This window comes from Macrococcus sp. DPC7161 (assembly GCF_004117835.1).
In the GTDB taxonomy this organism is placed as follows: domain Bacteria; phylum Bacillota; class Bacilli; order Staphylococcales; family Staphylococcaceae; genus SDSC01.
In genome coordinates, this window is the sequence record NZ_SDSC01000006.1 from 67,793 (window position 1) to 87,153 (window position 19,361).

A 19,361-nucleotide genomic window follows, 5' to 3' on the forward strand; every position below is an offset into this window, starting at 1 on the left:
TTTTCTAAATATATACAAAATTAAAACGTTTTCATTTGCAAAATCAAACATTCATCACAAAAAAGGCTAGAACACTTATGTTCCAGCCTCTAAATTTATATGACTATGCCATTAGTCTTATTTTTGTTCTTTTGCACGAATTGCTGTTAACATTTCTTCTGTCATTTTGTCTAAATCGAATTTAGGATTGAAGCCCCATTGTTTTTTCGCTTCAGTCGCATCGATTGAGTTTGGCCAGCTTTCAGCAATACCTTGACGTACTGGATCTACTTCATATGTTAATTCAAATTCAGGAATGAATTTTCTGATGCTAGCAGCTACCATCTCAGGATCAATACTCATCGCTGTAACGTTAAATGCGTTACGGTCTACTAATTTATCAGCTGGTGCTTCCATCAATTCAATGATTGCATTAATCGCATCATCCATAAACATCATATCCATGAATGTTCCTTTGTCGATGTATGAAGCATATTTACCTTCACGTACTGCTTTGAAGTAAATTTCAACAGCATAATCTGTAGTACCGCCACCAGGTTCTTTAACGTGTGAAATTAATCCTGGGAAACGTACGCCACGTGTATCTAATCCAAAGTGATGGTGGTAATAATCACATAATAATTCACCAGCTACTTTATTTACACCATACATTGTTGTTGGACGTTGAATTGTTGTTTGTGGTGTATTGTCTTTTGGTGTATTTGGTCCAAATGCACCAATTGAAGATGGTGTAAAGAATTGCATTTCTAATTTACGTGCTACTTCTAATGCGTTTAATAATCCACCCATGTTTAAGTTCCAAGCAAATACTGGGTTCTTTTCTGCAGTCGCTGATAATAATGCTGCCATGTGCATCATCGTGTCTGGTTTGAAACTGTCTGCGATCGCTAACATTTTGTCATGGTCCATAACATCTAAAGTTTCAAATGGTCCATCTAATACTGGATTGCCTTCTTCTGGACGGCGTAAATCTGTTGCTAAAACATTTTCAACACCATAGATTTCACGTAACTTTAAAGTTAACTCTGTACCAATTTGTCCTAATGCCCCTGTAATCATTATTCTTTTCATAAGTCATTCTCCTTGTATACAACTGTCTTTTTGAAATGTACATTATTATTGTTTTCATATATATAATACTAAAAAAGCGCTTACTTGTATACCCTAAATGAACAAAAGAGATATAAACAATATTAGTTTTCTACTGTTTATACCTCTTTTGATGTATATCGATATAAAATTATTTAATAATACCTAATTCTTTACCAACACGTTCGTAAATTGCTAATGCATCATCTAACATCTCTTTAGTATGCGCAGCTGTTGGCATGTTACGAACACGTCCTGTACCACGTGGTACTGTTGGGAAGACGATAGATTTTGCATAAACGCCTTCTTCCATTAAACGTTTAGAGAATTCTTGTGTTGTTTTTTCGTCACCAATAATACATGGTGTGATTGGTGTTTCAGAATGACCGATATCGAAGCCTAATTTTTTCAAGCCATCTTTTAAGTAGTTACCATTTTCCCAAACTTTATCATGTAATTCTGTTGATTCCATTAAGATATCAATTGCTTCAGTTATTGCACGTGTATCAGCTGGTGCTAATGAAGTTGAGAATAAGAATGGACGAGATGCAACTTTTAACCAGTCGATTAAGTCTTGAGTACCAGCAACGTAACCACCTACTACACCGATTGCTTTAGATAAAGTACCGATTTGGAAGTCAATTTTATCTTGTAAACCAAAGTGCTTAACTGTACCTGCACCTTTACCCATTACACCACTACCATGTGCATCATCAACATAAGTAATTAAACCGAATTCTTCAGCGATTTCAACGATTTCAGGTAACTTCGCAACGTCACCATCCATTGAGAATACGCCATCAGTAATGTACATTACTTTTTTGTATAAACCTGATTCAACCGCTTCTTTAGCTTTAGCACGTAAATCATCCATATCTGAGTGTTTTACACGAATGATTTTTGCTTTTGATAAACGGCAACCATCAATAATTGATGCATGGTTTAATTCATCTGATAAAATTGCATCTTCTTTATTCATTACAGCACTGATTGCTGCCATATTACAGTTAAATCCTGATTGATAAGCAATCGCTGCTTCTGTTCCTTTGAATTCTGCTAACTTTTCTTCTAATTTCACGTGTAAATCTAATGTACCGTTGATTGTACGTACAGCACCAGCACCTACACCATGTGTATCAACTGCTTCTTTTGCAACCTTTTTCATACGTTCATTCGTTGCTAATCCTAAATAGTTATTTGAAGATAAGTTAATTAAGTCTTTTCCTTTAACTTTGATGATTGGACCATTTGCACCTTCAACAACGTTAATTTCGTTGTATAAACCGTTGTTTTTTAAATGATCTAAATTCTCCGTTAAAAATTGTTGTAATACTTTAGACATGTATAGCACTCCTTTAAAGTGATTGAGTAATTTCAACTTCATCATAACACAAATAAAACGCTTACTTCTATTATTAAATTCGTTTTACTTAAATTTCGATTTATTTAAATATTCACACACTTTTGGTAAACTAGTCTTATACTTTACATAAAAGGAAAGAGGTGGCGATTCATGTTTGACTCAATACATGCTTATCAAGAAGAACTAACACATATTAGACGTCATTTACATATGCATCCTGAATTATCGTTCCAAGAAACGAAGACGTATCAGTTTATTTTAAATTATCTAAAAGCGCTACCACACATTAATATTAGAGAGCATGTTGGTGAAAAAGGTATCGTCGCTACTTTATCAAATGGCAATGGTCAAAACATCGCGCTTCGTGCTGACTTTGATGCATTACCTATTCAAGATGAAAAAGATGTACCTTATAAATCTACAGTTGATGGCGTTATGCACGCATGTGGACATGACGCGCATACAGCAACACTACTCGTCACTGCGAAACATCTTGCACATCACATTGAACAAGTCAAAGGTACTGTGACTTTCTTATTCCAATTTGCTGAAGAAATTGCGCCTGGTGGAGCAAATTTTATGGTACAAGATGGTGCCATTGAAAATGTTGATAAGGTATATGGCAACCATTATTGGGCAACCTATGATGTAGGCGTTGTAAAGTCGATAAATGGTCCGTTACTTGCAAGTCCAGATATGTTTGATATCACCATCTATGGCGCAGGAGGACATGGTGCTAAACCGCATCTCACAAAAGATGCTATCGTTATCATGGCTGAATTAATTAACCAATTACAAACGATTGTATCTAGAAATGTGAATCCTGTTGATCAAGCTGTTGTGACGATTGGAAGAGTAGAAGCTGGAGATGCCTTTAACGTTATTGCAGATCACGCAAAATGCTCAGGCACTGTAAGAACATATACATCTGAAGTTAAATATTTAATCAAAGAACGCATCGAACAAGAACTCAAAGGATTCGCGATTTCTAAAGGGATTACCTATGATTTAGACTATACACTTGGCTTTCCTGCAGTTGTTAACCATGAACAAGAATATGAAGTAATCAAACGCGCAGCAAAACGGGCTGGCCTAAAATACGAAGATTCTAAGCCTTTAATGATTGGTGAAGATTTCTCTTATTATATTCTTGATAAACCTGGTGCCTTCTTTTTAACAGCAGCTGGTTCAAGTGATTATCCACCGCACCATCATCCAATGTTCGACATTAATGAAACATCAATGGTCAACGGTTTAAAAATGTTTTTAAGCATTCTTATGGAAGAAGGTGTATTCATCAATGACACAAATTGAAGCAATTATCGAAGAAAGTGAAAAATATTTTGATGAGCTCGTAGAAATCAGAAGACATCTACATATGTATCCAGAGTTATCATTCCAAGAAGAAAAGACACCACAATTTATTGCACATTACCTTGAAGATTTAGGGATTGATGTAACTACTGGTGTTGGTGGTAGAGGCGTTGTGGGTCGTTTGATTAAAGATCCTCAACTTCCTACTATAGCTATTCGTGCTGATTTTGACGCACTACCGATACAAGATGAAAAAGAAGTACCTTATAAGTCAACTGTAGACGGTGTCATGCATGCATGTGGACATGATGCACACACAGCAGTATTATTAATCACTGCCCGAATTCTAGCTGAATATAGAGACCATTTAAAAGGTAACATCATATTCATTCATCAACATGCTGAGGAAGTTGATCCTGGTGGCGCGATACAAATGATTGCAGACAACTGCTTACAAGGCGTTGATATCATTATTGGACAGCATGTTTCTAGCAGTATTCCTGTAGGAAAAGTAGGATATAAATATGGGACTGCTACAGGGATTCCAGATGATTTCTGGATTACGATACAAGGAAAAGGTGGACATGCAGCCCATCCTGATACGACTATCGATCCCGTCGCTGCAACGATTAAACTATGCAATGATCTACAATACATCGTTTCACGTAAAACGAAACCCACTTCACCTGCTGTATTATCGATAACACAGTTAGATGCTGGTGATACAAACAATGTTATACCAGATACTGCGCGTATTGCTGGTACGATTAGAACATTTGATGCAGAAACACAAAACAACATTTACGAAGAGCTTAAACGCACGCTTGAAGGATTAGTTACAACGACTGGCATTACTTATGAATTGAAGTATTTAAAAGGATATCCACCTGTTGTAAACACAGATAAAGAAACCGATTTAATTGTTAATGCTGCTAAAAAAATTGAAAGTATTGATGAACTTGTTGAATTAGAAGCTTCCCTTGGTGGAGAAGATTTCTCATATTATTTACAACGAGTACCAGGTTCATTCTTCTATACAGGAACTAGAAACGAGCATTTCAAAGCAGATTTTCCACATCACCATCCTAAATTTGATATTGATGAAAAAGGAATGATGAATGCAGTCAAAGTATTTTTACAAGCTACTTTTGATTATTTAGAGGAGGATGTATAAATGTACGCACAAGAAGTTGACCAATATACAGAGGAACTTATCCAAATTAGAAGACATTTGCACAAACATCCAGAATTGTCTTTCCAAGAAACTAATACAAAAGCATTTATAGCCGACTATTTAGAAAAATTAGGTATTGAAGTAACGAGAGATGTAGGTGGTAATGGTGTTATAGGAAAAATATATGGCAAAAAACCTGGTCCAACTGTACTTTTAAGAGCCGACTTTGATGCGCTACCAATTCAAGATGAGAAAGATGTCGCATATAAGTCAACAGTTGACGGCGTCATGCATGCATGTGGTCACGACGGCCATACTGCTATGTTATTAATCACAGCAAAGATATTAAAAGCGCATGAAGCAGATATACACGGTACAATTATACTCTGCCACCAACATGCTGAAGAACAACTACCTGGTGGTGCAAAAGCAATGATTGATGCTGGTATATTAGAAGGTGTTGATTACGTCTTCGGTACACATACCTCAAGTTTATTAGAAACAGGTAAAATCGCTTTTTGTCATGGGGCGGCATATGCCAATTCAGACACACTAAAAATCCATATACAAGGTCAAGGTGGTCATGGGGCTGAACCACATACAACAAAAGATGCCATCATTGCTGCCAGTCAATTGATCTCACAATATCAAACCATCATTTCAAGAAGTGTCGATCCAATAGATACTGGTGTTGTCACAATTGGTGAATTTAAATCAGGTAACGCATTTAATGTCATTGCAGATACTGCCTACTTATCTGGTACAGTACGTACCTATGACCCTAGTGTAAAGAAGCGTATTAAAGAAAGACTAGAAACTATAAATAAAGGTGTTGAAACAAGTTTTGAAGTGTCTATTGATATGAATTACATAGACGGTTATCCAGTGCTGATTAATACAAAGAATGAAACAGATTGGCTCATACAACTCGCTGAAACTGTAGTGAACAAAGATCAAGTAGAAATGTTTGCCCCTTCACTTGGCGGTGAAGATTTTAGTTATTTCTTACAAGAAAGACCAGGTTGTTATTTTTACACAGGTGTTAGAAATGAAGAAAAACAATGCCATTATCCTCATCATCATCCTAAATTTAATTTGGACGAAGCAGGACTCGTCAATGGTGTAAAAATGTTTGTAACCCTTATTGAAAACATTAAAACTTTATAAAAAAAATCCGAAGAGCGTCCTCTTCGGATTTTTTATGATTCACAAAAGTGAATTATTTTTCGATTACAGATACAACACCTGAACCTACTGTACGTCCACCTTCACGGATTGAGAAACGAGTACCGTCTTCGATCGCGATTGGTGAGATTAATTCTACGTTCATTTCAACGTTATCGCCAGGCATTACCATTTCAGTACCTTCTGGTAAGTTAACTACACCAGTAACGTCTGTAGTACGGAAATAGAATTGTGGGCGGTAGTTTGAGAAGAATGGAGTATGACGTCCACCTTCTTCTTTAGATAAAACGTAAACTTCAGCTTTGAATTTTGTGTGTGGTGTGATTGAACCTGGTTTAGCTAATACTTGACCACGTTGAACATCGTCACGTGAAACCCCACGTAATAATGCACCGATGTTGTCACCAGCTTCAGCGTAATCTAATAATTTACGGAACATTTCAACACCTGTTACAGTTGTTTTAGATGGCTCTTCAGTTAAACCAATGATTTCAACTTCTTCACCAACTTTAACTTGTCCACGCTCAACACGTCCAGTAGCAACTGTACCACGACCAGTAATTGAGAATACGTCCTCAACTGGCATCATGAATGGTTTTTCAGAGTCACGTTCTGGAGTTGGGATGTACTCGTCAACTGCGTTCATTAATTCCATGATTTTTTCTTCATATTCTTCAACGCCTTCTAATGCTTTTAAAGCAGATCCAGCGATTACAGGTACATCGTCACCTGGGAAGTCATATTCAGATAATAAGTCACGAACTTCCATTTCAACTAATTCTAATAATTCTTCGTCGTCAACCATGTCAACTTTGTTTAAGAATACTACTAATGCAGGTACACCTACGTTACGTGATAAAAGGATGTGCTCACGAGTTTGAGGCATTGGACCGTCAGCAGCAGATACTACTAAGATACCACCGTCCATTTGCGCAGCACCAGTGATCATGTTTTTAACATAGTCAGCGTGTCCTGGGCAGTCTACGTGTGCGTAGTGACGAGATTCAGTTTCATACTCGATGTGTGAAGTATTGATTGTGATACCACGTTCTTTTTCTTCAGGTGCGTTATCGATTTGGTCGTATGAACGAGCTTCCCCACCTAATTTTTTTGCTAATACAGTTGCAATTGCAGCTGTTAAAGTTGTTTTACCGTGGTCAACGTGACCGATAGTACCAATATTGGCATGTGTTTTCGAGCGATCAAATTTTTCTTTAGCCATTTCGAAATCTCTCCTTAAAATTATGGAATTTATTTTATATTACTCATGAGGGATTCTCACCCTCATGAGGAAAACCTATAGTTCTTTTATAAAGCATTTGGGTAAAAAAATCAATTAGTTAAACTGTGCACCGTTTAAATATTAATTATTCACCTTTGTTTTTCTTGATGATGTCTTCAGCAATTGATTTTGGTACTTCTTCATAGTGATCAAATACCATTGAGTATGTACCGCGACCTTGCGTGTTAGAACGTAAGTTTGTTGCATAACCGAACATTTCAGCTAATGGTACGAATGCGCGAACAACTTGTGCGTTACCGCGAGCTTCCATACCTTCAACACGTCCACGACGGCTAGTAACGTCACCCATGATATCTCCCATGTATTCTTCAGGCATAACGATTTCAACCTTCATCATAGGTTCTAAGATAACAGGGTTACATTTTTTAGCAGCTTCTTTTAATGCTAATGAAGCAGCAACTTTGAAGGCCATCTCAGATGAATCGACATCATGGTATGAACCATCAAATAATTTAGCTTTTACATCGATTAATGGATATCCAGCTAATACACCGTTTTCCATTGCATCTTTTAATCCAGCTTCAACTGAAGGGATGTATTCACGAGGAACTACCCCACCGACGATAGCGTTTTCGAATTCGAAACCAGCACCGACTTCGTTTGGAGTGAATTCAATGTGAACATCACCGTATTGACCACGACCACCTGATTGACGTGAGAATTTACCTTGAACTGCAGCAGCTGTTTTGAACGTTTCACGGTAAGATACCATTGGCGCACCAACTGTACATTCAACTTTAAATTCACGTTTCATACGGTCAACAAGGATGTCTAAGTGTAACTCACCCATACCACCGATGATAACTTGTCCTGTTTCAGGATCTGTATGTGCGTGGAAAGTTGGATCTTCTTCTTGTAATTTAACTAAAGCGTTAGTCATTTTATCTTGGTCAGCCTTAGATTTAGGCTCAACAGATAAGTGAATAACTGGTTCTGGGAACTCCATAGATTCTAAGATTACTTGAGTCTTTTCATCACATAAAGTGTCACCAGTTGTTGTATCTTTTAAACCTACTGCAGCAGCGATATCTCCAGCGTATACTTCAGAGATCTCTTCACGTGAGTTAGCGTGCATTTGTAAGATACGTCCTACACGTTCACGTTTACCTTTAGTAGCGTTTTGTACGTATGAACCTGATTGTAAAGTACCAGAATACACACGGAAGAATGTTAATTTACCTACGAATGGGTCAGTCATAACTTTGAATGCTAAAGCTGCAAATGGCTCTGCATCATCTGGTTTAGCGATGATTTCAGCATCTTTATCGTCAACTTCGTGACCTACGATTGGTTTAACATCTAATGGTGATGGTAAGTATTCGATTGCTGCATCAAGCATTAATTGAACACCTTTGTTTTTGAATGCTGTACCAGCTAATACTGGGAAGAATTCAACATCACAAGTAGCTTGACGGATTGCAGCTTTCAATTCTTCAACTGAAATCTCTTCTCCACCTAAGTACTTATCCATTAAGTCTTCGTTTACATCAGCAACTGCTTCGATTAACGCTTCACGCGCAGCTTCAGCATCTGCTAAGTATTCTTCAGGTACGTCAGTTACTTCAATGTCAGTACCTAATTCATTTGTATAAGTGTGTAATTTCATTTCAACTAAATCTACGATTGCGTTGAATTGATCTTCAGCACCGATAGGCATTTGAATTGGGTGTGCATTTGCTTGTAATCTATCGTGTAAAGTACCTACAGAGTAATTGAAGTCCGCACCAGTTTTATCCATTTTGTTAATGAATACGATACGAGGTACTCCGTAAGTTGTAGCTTGACGCCAAACTGTTTCAGTTTGAGGTTCAACACCTGATTGTGCATCAAGTACTGTAACAGCACCATCAAGTACACGTAATGAACGTTCAACCTCAACAGTGAAGTCTACGTGTCCAGGTGTATCGATGATGTTAATGCGGTGACCATTCCACTGAGCTGTTGTAGCAGCTGAAGTGATTGTGATACCACGTTCTTGTTCTTGTTCCATCCAGTCCATTTGTGAAGCACCTTCGTGTGTTTCACCAATTTTATGGATACGACCAGTATAATAAAGAATACGTTCAGTAGTCGTCGTTTTACCAGCATCGATGTGAGCCATGATACCGATATTACGCGTGTTCTTCAAAGAGAATTCTCTTGCCATGGGTATTCTTTCTCCTTCCAGGATAGGTTTTATTTTAAATAGAAACATAGCCCTAAAGTATTATACAGTTATCCCGTACAACACCAAAGGGTTATATTTCGTCTTACCAACGGTAATGAGCAAATGCTTTGTTTGCTTCAGCCATTTTATGAGTATCTTCGCGTTTCTTAACAGCACCACCAGTGTTGTTAGCAGCATCTAAGATTTCATTAGCTAAACGCTCTTCCATAGTTTTTTCACCACGAAGACGTGCGTAGTTCACTAACCAACGTAATCCTAAAGTTGTACGACGCTCAGCGCGTACTTCTACAGGTACTTGGTAGTTAGAACCCCCAACACGACGAGCTTTAACTTCTAATACAGGCATAATGTTATTGATTGCTTCTTCAAATACTTCCATTGCATCACGACCAGAACGTTCTTGAACTAAATCGAATGCAGCGTATAAGATTTTTTGAGCAGTACCACGTTTACCATCGATCATAATTTTGTTGATTAATTTAGTAACTAATTTTGAATTATGAATTGGATCCGGTAATACGTCTCTTTTTGCAACAGGTCCTTTACGAGGCATTATAATATCCTCCTTCCTTAGTATATTTTTTTTATAATTTCATGTCTAGCGAGAAACATACATTTACATAAATGAAATATTTCTCCTCAATTAATGTCAGTCATTAATTATTTTTTTGCTTTAGGGCGTTTAGCACCGTATAAAGAACGACCTTGCATACGGCCATCAACACCTGAAGTATCTAATGCACCACGTACGATATGGTAACGTACCCCTGGTAAGTCTTTTACACGTCCACCACGAATAAGTACAACACTGTGTTCTTGTAAGTTGTGTCCGATACCAGGAATGTAAGCATTAACTTCAATATTATTTGATAAACGCACACGTGCATATTTACGTAACGCTGAGTTAGGTTTTTTAGGAGTCATAGTACCTACACGAGTACAAACACCACGTTTTTGTGGAGATGCAACATCAGTAGCTTTTTTCTTGTGACTGTTATAACCTTTGTTTAACGCAGGTGCAGTTGATTTTTTAATTTTTGAAGTACGAGGCTTCTTAACTAATTGGTTAATAGTTGGCATTTTGAGTTTCCTCCTCTCTTTTCTTTAATTCCACACATCCAGGTGGTTCATTTTTTGAGTAAATAAAAATTTGTAAGATAACCGCCTTACAAAGCGGGTTTCAAATGAGCAACAACTGTTGCATTCACTTGGATGCCATATTGCTTACCCAATGCTTTCTTAGAAGCACTGAATTCAATAGGTACATTTAACTGTTGTGCTAAAACTAGCACATTCGCTAGAAGATGGATATCCGTATCACGTGCAATCACAAGAGATAACACTTGATCACGCTTAAGAGCTTTTAAAGACTCTTTATATCCTACAACAAATTGATTCGAATACATCACTTTTTCATTAGACATATAATCCTCCAAAGCGTTTCTTCATCAACCTTTATAATTCTAACATCGTTTAGAATTTGTGTCAACAAAGTTTTTAAGCTTTGGAGGATTATTTATTTCTTAAGCTGTGGGCGAATAATCGATTACGATATGTTTATAATCTAACGTGCCATATGAATGTGTTTTTATATTTTTAATAGACTGTGGTATCTCTACTTCACGCTGATTCAAAGCTAATGGTACAAATAATTTCTTCAACTCTAAATATCTAATATACTGGTTGGCAACTGTAGCAGGTGCATCATGTCTCATATATGCTTCATCTTCCATAATACTTCTACCTGGATTGATTGTGCTATACCATTCTTGAAATTTGCATTGCGTAAGTAAATCATAAGTTTTGAATGGTTGTATTTGATTATAGTTTTCATACATCCAAATGAAATCCACATCCGTGTTCAGTAAATGCGTGTTTAAATAATCAATATGGCTCATAACAATGATATTTAATTCAACTTCATAAGTAGCAAATAATTGTTTTAATATTTTATAAAACGCCTCTGTCTTTTCATTTGCAAGTACTGTAATTGGTCTGTTAAATTTTACTGCGGTTGCTTTATCTGGCAATTGCCCATCACATGGAATATAGAAATGATTAACATTGTCTTCAGGATGTATATATTGTCCAAGTAAATGACAAAAAATATCTGTAATAAAACCACGTTGTGTAACAGTTAATGTTTTGTGTGGATTAAACAAAAGAAATTCATTGCCAATCGGCACTTTCTTGATTGTACTTTCTTCATTTCCTTTGATACCACCTGAACGCATTTCAGATATTTCTTTTTTCGTGTGAATATAAATCGTTTCAATATCCGCTAAATTCCCTCTATAGTACACATTATGTTTCAGTACCATTTCATCAGGTTCAAAACGTTCTATATAATAAGGACCTGTCCCTACCAATTCACCACTTGGTAGTTTTTTGTATATGCTGCTATATCTACTCGAAAGTGTATATTCAAAATACTTAGGTCGTTTATTAAACTTTAATAATAGATAATGATTATTGATGACCTCAATTGCTTCAATCACCGAAAAAATCGGTCGATATAAACTATCTTCAATCAGTTGTTCTAATGAATGTTTAACATCTTTAGCAGTTAAATTGCTTCCATTCGAAAACTTTATATCTTTTTTCAAATGTAAATGTAAAGTATTCTCAATCCATTCATCAAAACTCAATAAATTTCTTTTTACTTCACCCTTATTTGTCGTTCGATACAACGCGTCAAATACTTGATAAGATATTTGTGCACCAATCGTATCATTTAAAAATGCAGGATGTATTTCAGTAGGTAATTGTGGCACATATTCAATAAACTTAGATCTTTCAATTTCATTCGTTTGATTTAAAACTTGATTAATCTTCCTCTGAATCACGTGTGCTGAATTATCGTTCCAAGAATAATTCACATAAGCTTGAATTTCTTTAAACTTTGCTGTTTCTAATACAGCAAGTACTTCATTAAGAATAATTGCTTCTACATCTTGTTTAAAAATAATCTCAATCTTATTCCCTCTACCACGTCCAGGAATATATTCAATTAAATCCTCTTCTTGCCAAGCACTAAATAATCTTACTAGTTGTCTTTCAGAGATGTTTAAATACTCTGATAGTCCTTTTAATGTATATTCTGTTTCTATATCCGTTATATAGCGTTTAATATCTAATAGTCTTTTATCAATCATTTAAAGGTACCTCATTTTTCATGATAATCGATCTATAATTAATCACTCCATACATATTGGTTGTGATGTTTTCAAAATGACTTGGCAATTCAAATACTTTATGATAGCGGTCAAGCTCAATCATAAAACAGTTTTCTTGAACAAATTGTTTATATATTCTCTCAATATATGTCCAATAAGGCTTGTGTTTATAGTTATAAATATACATAAAATTTTGACTTTCCGGCAAATGTCGATACCATTCTGAATATTTACCATTAATCAGCAAGTCATAGAACACATAATCTGACGGTACGCATTCATTCATAAAAATTGCGTCTACGTCAAAAGTGATAATATCATTTTGAATATAATCATCTAAAGTCATTTCGACGACTTCAAATGATTTAGACATACGTCTAAATAGATCAATCATCTTCTCAGTTGAACCTTTCGAACCTTTTAACTTCATGATTTTTAATGATTCAATAAACGGTTCAAATTTAATTTCTTCATCCTTTTGGAATTCTCTCACAATGCGTTCAGCTTCTTTACGGTTTGCTAATGTGATTTTCGAATTAGGATTGAATAATAAAAAATTAAAGATATAAGATTGAAACGTTTCTTTTTCTTTCAATGCGTTATGATTAAAATACGCTCTATATTTATCATTATCATTAATCAATAAAATCCCTGTGATATCAGGTGTAGGACCATGATAGTAAGGATTAATTTTTAATTTTATATTGTCTTCATCTTGTGATTCTATCTCGTATGCTCCAGTAAAATAAGTCTGCCCGTCACGCACTTTATAAATCGTAGAAAACTCTTGAGATAAAATTATTTTTACAATATCCATACGTTTTTGAAAAGTAATTTTAAATTTATAATGATCTAGAACTTCAATACCTAAAACACTATTTAAATCCGAAAATAATCGTTTCTTTTCGATCATACTTTTCAAACAATCGACCACATCTGCTGCAAACAAAATATCTCCATTTGAGAATCTAATATTCCTCCTCAAATGTATAAACAATTCATTGCCAACCCACTCATCATATAAAACTAAAAGATTATGAATTTCATTATTGTAATTATAATATAATCTATCTCCAACATTTAATAAGATGGTACTTAAAGAAATATCCATACTTTCTAGTGGATGAATACGTTGAGGTATACGATAAATATAATCAATATGATAGTCTGATAAATCACTTTCTTTTTTTCCGTATAAACTTTCTTCAATACAAACTTTGATTGCTTTCCTAGTATCGTCATGCATCGGATAATCAATAATGGCTTGCAGTGATTCCATCGTATAATTATTAATATTACGAATCAAATATGTAATAAACTCTTGCTCAATATCTACATTAAAGATAATTTCAGAAGCATTACCACGTCCAACACCGCTGTTGTATGTTAAAATCCCTTCATCTTGCCATTTATTAAGCAGTCGCGTCAGCTGCCTTGTTGTCACTGAGAATAGGTCTGCAATTTCATCACGATTGAATGTATGTTCTTTTAAATATAAATCTAATTTGAATAGACGTTCATCCACATTATAAATTGCAAACCCCTCCTTCTCTATTTAGACATGAAATTCGTTACAAAATAGATCCACCAAAACCTGTAATAAAAGTCGGCATACCATGTAAATCAGCACTTGGTAGTGACTCTGAAGTCGCTTTATTATTTAGGAATTCTTGCTTCATACGCTTGTCCTTCTGTGGTGAATTCTTATGATTATTTGTAACTACATTAACAGTATTACTATCTTCTTTTGGTGTTTTAGTTTTTGTATGCTTTTTTTTATCTATTTCCTTTACATCGTGATGTGATTTGTTTATGTTTTCTTTTTCAACTTCAACAATGATTTTCGAAATTCGATTAATCGTAGTTTTTACAGCTTCCATTTTAATATTCGGTAATATTAATGGACTCACCAATTCTTTTGATTGAGGATTAACTACTGGGTTGGTTTTCGTAACTACAAGATTACCTGGTTGTTTCGTTGGTGATACTGCAGTTACTGGTTCTTGTGTCGACGGTTCTGTTGTTACTGGTTCTTGCGTCGACGGTTCTGTTGTTACTGGTTCTTGCGTCGATGGTTCTGTCGTTACTGGTTCTTGCGTCGACGGTTCTGTTGTTACTGGTTCTTGCGTCGACGGTTCTGTTGTTACTGGTTCTTGTGTCGACGGTTCTGTTGTTACTGGTTCTTGTGTTGACGGTTCTGTCGTCACTGGTTCTTGAACTGGTGGAGGCAATATTAAACTTACATGTGTAGTACGATAACCAAATGTTGAAAATGTCACACTTTTTGTTAACGTTGGATCCTTTGCATCATAGTGACTAAACACGATTTCATAATTTCCAGCTTTCATTCTTGGAAAAGAAAAATATCCTGATCCATCCGTTATCTGAGTATATTGGCTATTCGTATCTAAATTAGTTAATACTACAACAACTCCAGGAGTTTGAGTATCGATTGTGCCGTTGCTATCGATATCAATACCACTATGTCCAAAAATATCACTAACTTGACTATTTCCTGGCGCATTAACAGTATCAATTGGTGCTGTTGTGCTTCCAGGTGTCGGTGCTGCAAATGCTGAGTGTGATAACAATAAAGAAGCACCAATAACAACAGATGTTGTACTAGCTGCTAATTTTCTAATACTAAATTGCTGCATGTAATCATTTCGTTTTTTCATTTTAATGTCTCCCTTGAAATAAATAGGGCATACTTATCTCATTATAGTTTAATTCTCAATAATGAATATTTTACTACATTTTAACAAAAAAAATCATGTATTTATGTAAATAAATCAATTAACTTATAAAAAATTTAAATCTCACTCTATATTTCGACACATCTTTTTGTTGGTATCTTGCACAGCATGAATAAAAAAGAAGTGTGATTACTAATCACACTTCTTTTAAAAGATTATATACGATTATTCAGTTACGAATGCTTCTTCTGGTTCAAAATCTGGTGCATCTTTTTCGTAACCTACATCACGATAACGACGCATTCCTGTACCAGCTGGGATTAACTTACCAATGATAACATTTTCTTTTAATCCTAATAAGTCATCACGTTTACCTTTAATTGCTGCATCTGTTAATACACGAGTTGTTTCTTGGAATGACGCTGCTGATAAGAAACTTTCTGTTTCTAATGAAGCTTTTGTAATACCAAGTAAAACTGGTTTCGCAGTTGCAGGGCGTTTTCTGTTTTTGAATACCGCTTTGTTTGCATCTGTAAATGTATGAATATCTACTAATGCACCAGGTAATAGATTTGTATCTCCAGCTTCGATAATACGTACTTTACGTAACATTTGACGTACCATTACCTCAACGTGTTTGTCCGAGATTTCTACCCCTTGCATACGGTAAACTTTTTGTACTTCTTTTAATAAGTAGCTTTGAGTCGCATTTAAACCAGCGATTGCTAATAATTCTTTAGGCTCAATAGAACCTTCAGTCATTACTTCACCACGGGCAATTTTTTGACCGATTTCTACTTTTAATCTCGCAGTACCAGGTGCTAAGTATGTACGTACTTCGTTCTCACCTTTAACTTTGATTTCTTGCATACGATCTTTAACAACGTTAATTTCGATGATTTCACCATTGATTTCAGAAATAACCGCTTGACCTTTTGGATTACGCGCTTCGAATAACTCTTGAATACGCGGTAAACCTTGAGTGATATCGGCACCGGCTACCCCACCTGTATGGAAAGTACGCATTGTTAACTGTGTACCAGGTTCACCGATAGATTGAGCAGCGATTGTACCAACTGCTTCACCAACCTCAACTTTTTCACCTGTTGCAAGGTTTTTACCATAACATTTTTCACATACACCGTGACGCGTGTTACATGTAAATGCAGAACGGATATACATTTCTTCAATACCAGCATCAACGATTTGTTTCGCGATTTCTGGTGTGATTAATTCATTTGACTTAACAATGATTTCTTTCGTTTCAGGATGTCTCACTGTTTCACGTGAGTAACGTCCTTCTAAACGTTCAATGAATGGCTCAATTAATTCTGAACCTTCTTTAATTGCTGATACAAGTAAACCACGGTCAGTTCCACAATCTGCTTCACGAACGATAACATCTTGCGCAACGTCTACTAAACGACGTGTTAAGTAACCTGAATCGGCAGTTTTAAGTGCTGTATCGGCAAGACCTTTACGCGCACCGTGTGTTGAGATGAAGTATTCTAATACCGTTAAACCTTCACGGAATGAAGATTTGATAGGTAACTCAATGATACGACCAGCTGGGTTGGCCATCAGACCACGCATACCAGCAAGTTGCGTAAAGTTAGATGCGTTACCACGGGCACCAGAGTCACTCATCATGAAGATTGGATTCAAGTTATCTAATGAGTTCATTAATTTTGATTGAATTTCATCTTTAGCTTTTGTCCAAATTTCGATAACTGCCGCATAACGTTCACTTTCAGTAATTAAACCACGTGTGAATTGTTTTGTAACTTTATCTACTTTTTGTTCAGCTGCTTGAATAATTTCTTGTTTATCTGGTAATACCACGATATCAGATACACCTACAGTGATACCAGCACGTGATGAATACTTAAATCCTAAGTCTTTCATTCTGTCTAACATCATTGAAGTGTCAGTAATATGGAATCGATTAAATACTTCAGCAATGATTTGTCCTAAGAACTTTTTATTGAAAGGTTTAACAAGAGGTTGTTCTTCTAAATATTTCAATAAACCTTCTTCAGTTAAATCTCTTGCATCAATGAAGTATTTATCAGGTGTAACTGTTTCTAAGTTAGATAAAGTTGGTTCATTAATGAATGGGAATGATTCCGGCATAATTTCATTAAAGATTACTTTACCTACAGAAGTTACTAATAATTGTTTGTTTTGTTTTTCTGTAAATGTCGGATTATTAAATGATCCAGCATTTACAGCAATACGTGAATGTAAATGAACGTAACCATTGACATAAGCCATCATCACTTCATTTGCATCTTTAAAGATTCTACCTTCACCAATTGTACCTAATCGCTCTAATGTTAAGTAGTAGTTACCTAATACCATGTCCTGAGATGGCGTAACAACTGGTTTACCATCTTTAGGGTTTAAGATATTTTGAGCAGCTAACATTAACATACGTGCTTCAGCTTGTGCTTCTTTTGATAACGGTACGTGAACGGCCATTTGGTCACCATCGAAATCGGCATTGTATGCAGTTGTTACAAGTGGATGTAAACGAATTGCACGACCTTCAACTAATGTCGGTTCGAATGCTTGGATACCTAAACGGTGAAGCGTTGGTGCACGGTTTAAAAGTACTGGGTGTTCACGAATAACATCTTCTAAAACATCCCAAACTTCAGCTTCCATACGCTCAATTTTACCTTTAGCGTTCTTGATGTTTGTAGCAATTTCACGTTCAACAAGTTCTTTCATTACAAATGGTTTGAATAATTCAAGTGCCATTTCTTTTGGAAGACCACATTGATACATTTTTAAGTTTGGACCTACAACGATAACCGAACGACCAGAATAGTCAACACGCTTACCAAGTAAGTTTTGACGGAAACGACCTTGTTTCCCTTTTAACATATGTGATAAAGATTTTAATGGACGGTTACCTGGTCCAGTAACTGGACGGCCACGACGACCATTATCGATTAAAGCATCAACAGCTTCTTGTAACATACGTTTTTCGTTTTGAACGATGATGCCAGGAGCACCTAAATCTAATAAACGTTTTAAACGGTTGTTACGGTTGATTACACGACGATATAAATCGTTTAAATCACTCGTTGCAAAACGTCCACCATCTAATTGAACCATTGGGCGAATTTCAGGTGGGATGATTGGTAATACATCTAAAATCATCCAAGATGGATCATTTCCAGAGTTACGGAATGATTCAACAACTTCTAAACGTTTAATCGCTCTTGTTAAACGTTGTCCTGTTGCAGATTCTAATTCTTCACGTAACATTCTTAATTCAGCATCTAAATCGATAGATGTTAATAAATCCTTAATGGCTTCAGCACCCATTTTTGCAGTAAATTGACCAGGGAATTTATCGTAATACTCACGGTATTCACGTTCTGATAATAAAGATTTTTTCTCTAAACCAGTTGGACCTGGGTCAATAACAGCATAAGAAGCAAAGTAAATTACTTCTTCTAATGAACGTGGAGACATATCTAATAAAAGACCCATTCTACTTGGAATACCTTTAAAGTACCAAATATGTGATACAGGTGCTGCTAATTCAATATGACCCATGCGCTCACGACGCACTTTAGATTTTGTTACTTCAACGCCACAACGATCACAGACCATACCTTTGTAACGTACACGTTTATATTTACCACAGCTACATTCCCAGTCCTTAGTAGGTCCGAAAATTTTCTCACAGAATAAACCATCTCTTTCAGGTTTTAATGTACGGTAGTTAATTGTTTCTGGCTTTTTAACTTCACCATAACTCCAAGAACGAATTTTTTCAGGTGAAGCGAGACCTATCTTCATGTAATGAAAGTTATTTACATCAATCAAAGCCCTACCTCCTCAAATTTATTAAAAATTTTATTTAAAAACGAATATAAA

Annotated in this window: 14 protein-coding genes; 3 read left to right on the forward strand and 11 right to left on the reverse strand. The window is 35.7% G+C overall.

The window, feature by feature from the left end:
* Nucleotides 1–117: 117 nt before the first annotated feature.
* Nucleotides 118–1,071 carry an L-threonine 3-dehydrogenase gene (locus tag ER639_RS09105; protein ID WP_129065480.1) on the reverse strand — a complete coding sequence of 318 codons (954 nt, stop codon included), beginning with the start codon at nucleotides 1,069–1,071 and terminating at the stop codon, nucleotides 118–120.
* Between the two features lie 169 nt (nucleotides 1,072–1,240).
* The gene (locus ER639_RS09110) at nucleotides 1,241–2,431 is read right to left on the reverse strand and encodes a glycine C-acetyltransferase (protein WP_129065481.1); all 1,191 of its coding nucleotides are present in this window, start codon (nucleotides 2,429–2,431) and stop codon (nucleotides 1,241–1,243) included.
* 171 nt (nucleotides 2,432–2,602) lie between these two features.
* Between ER639_RS09110 and ER639_RS09115 the strand changes: the two genes are divergently transcribed.
* The 3 genes from ER639_RS09115 to ER639_RS09125 are packed head-to-tail and all read left to right on the forward strand — an operon-like array spanning nucleotide 2,603 to nucleotide 6,107.
* Nucleotides 2,603–3,766, forward strand: coding sequence for an amidohydrolase (locus ER639_RS09115; protein ID WP_129065482.1), 1,164 nt, complete (start codon nucleotides 2,603–2,605; stop codon nucleotides 3,764–3,766).
* The gene (locus tag ER639_RS09120) at nucleotides 3,753–4,940 is read left to right on the forward strand and encodes an amidohydrolase (RefSeq protein WP_129065483.1); all 1,188 of its coding nucleotides are present in this window, start codon (nucleotides 3,753–3,755) and stop codon (nucleotides 4,938–4,940) included. Before ER639_RS09115 ends, ER639_RS09120 begins: the two co-directional genes overlap by 14 nt.
* Nucleotides 4,941–6,107 (forward strand): M20 metallopeptidase family protein, encoded by a 1,167-nt coding sequence (locus ER639_RS09125; protein ID WP_129065484.1) that lies wholly within the window; start codon nucleotides 4,941–4,943, stop codon nucleotides 6,105–6,107. It begins immediately after the preceding gene.
* A gap of 52 nt (nucleotides 6,108–6,159) precedes the next feature.
* Here ER639_RS09125 and tuf read toward each other — a convergent pair whose 3' ends face one another.
* From tuf to rpoC, 9 genes are all read right to left on the reverse strand, one after another.
* On the reverse strand, nucleotides 6,160–7,347 hold the full coding sequence (gene tuf, locus ER639_RS09130) for an elongation factor Tu (protein WP_129065485.1): 1,188 nt from the start codon (nucleotides 7,345–7,347) through the stop codon (nucleotides 6,160–6,162).
* Nucleotides 7,348–7,492: 145 nt separating this feature from the next.
* Nucleotides 7,493–9,574: an elongation factor G gene (gene fusA / locus ER639_RS09135; RefSeq protein WP_129065486.1), complete on the reverse strand. Its 2,082-nt coding sequence runs from the start codon at nucleotides 9,572–9,574 to the stop codon at nucleotides 7,493–7,495.
* Nucleotides 9,575–9,677: 103 nt separating this feature from the next.
* The gene (rpsG, locus tag ER639_RS09140) at nucleotides 9,678–10,148 is read right to left on the reverse strand and encodes a 30S ribosomal protein S7 (protein ID WP_129065487.1); all 471 of its coding nucleotides are present in this window, start codon (nucleotides 10,146–10,148) and stop codon (nucleotides 9,678–9,680) included.
* 107 nt (nucleotides 10,149–10,255) lie between these two features.
* Entirely contained in the window at nucleotides 10,256–10,675 is a 420-nt protein-coding gene (gene rpsL / locus ER639_RS09145; RefSeq protein ID WP_129065488.1) for a 30S ribosomal protein S12, read from the reverse strand.
* 86 nt (nucleotides 10,676–10,761) lie between these two features.
* A complete protein-coding gene (locus tag ER639_RS09150; protein ID WP_129065489.1) occupies nucleotides 10,762–11,019 on the reverse strand; it encodes a ribosomal L7Ae/L30e/S12e/Gadd45 family protein in 258 nt (85 codons plus the stop codon).
* A 99-nt stretch (nucleotides 11,020–11,118) separates the two neighbouring features.
* Entirely contained in the window at nucleotides 11,119–12,750 is a 1,632-nt protein-coding gene (locus ER639_RS09155; protein ID WP_129065490.1) for an ABC transporter substrate-binding protein, read from the reverse strand.
* Entirely contained in the window at nucleotides 12,743–14,296 is a 1,554-nt protein-coding gene (locus tag ER639_RS09160) for an ABC transporter substrate-binding protein (protein ID WP_129065491.1), read from the reverse strand. The genes ER639_RS09155 and ER639_RS09160 overlap by 8 nt, the downstream gene beginning before the upstream one ends.
* Before the next feature lie 46 nt (nucleotides 14,297–14,342).
* Nucleotides 14,343–15,449 (reverse strand): YSIRK-type signal peptide-containing protein, encoded by a 1,107-nt coding sequence (locus ER639_RS09165; RefSeq protein WP_129065492.1) that lies wholly within the window; start codon nucleotides 15,447–15,449, stop codon nucleotides 14,343–14,345.
* A gap of 243 nt (nucleotides 15,450–15,692) precedes the next feature.
* Complete coding sequence (rpoC, locus tag ER639_RS09170; RefSeq protein ID WP_129065493.1) at nucleotides 15,693–19,310, reverse strand: DNA-directed RNA polymerase subunit beta'; 3,618 nt, start codon at nucleotides 19,308–19,310, stop codon at nucleotides 15,693–15,695.
* Nucleotides 19,311–19,361 lie beyond the last annotated feature (51 nt).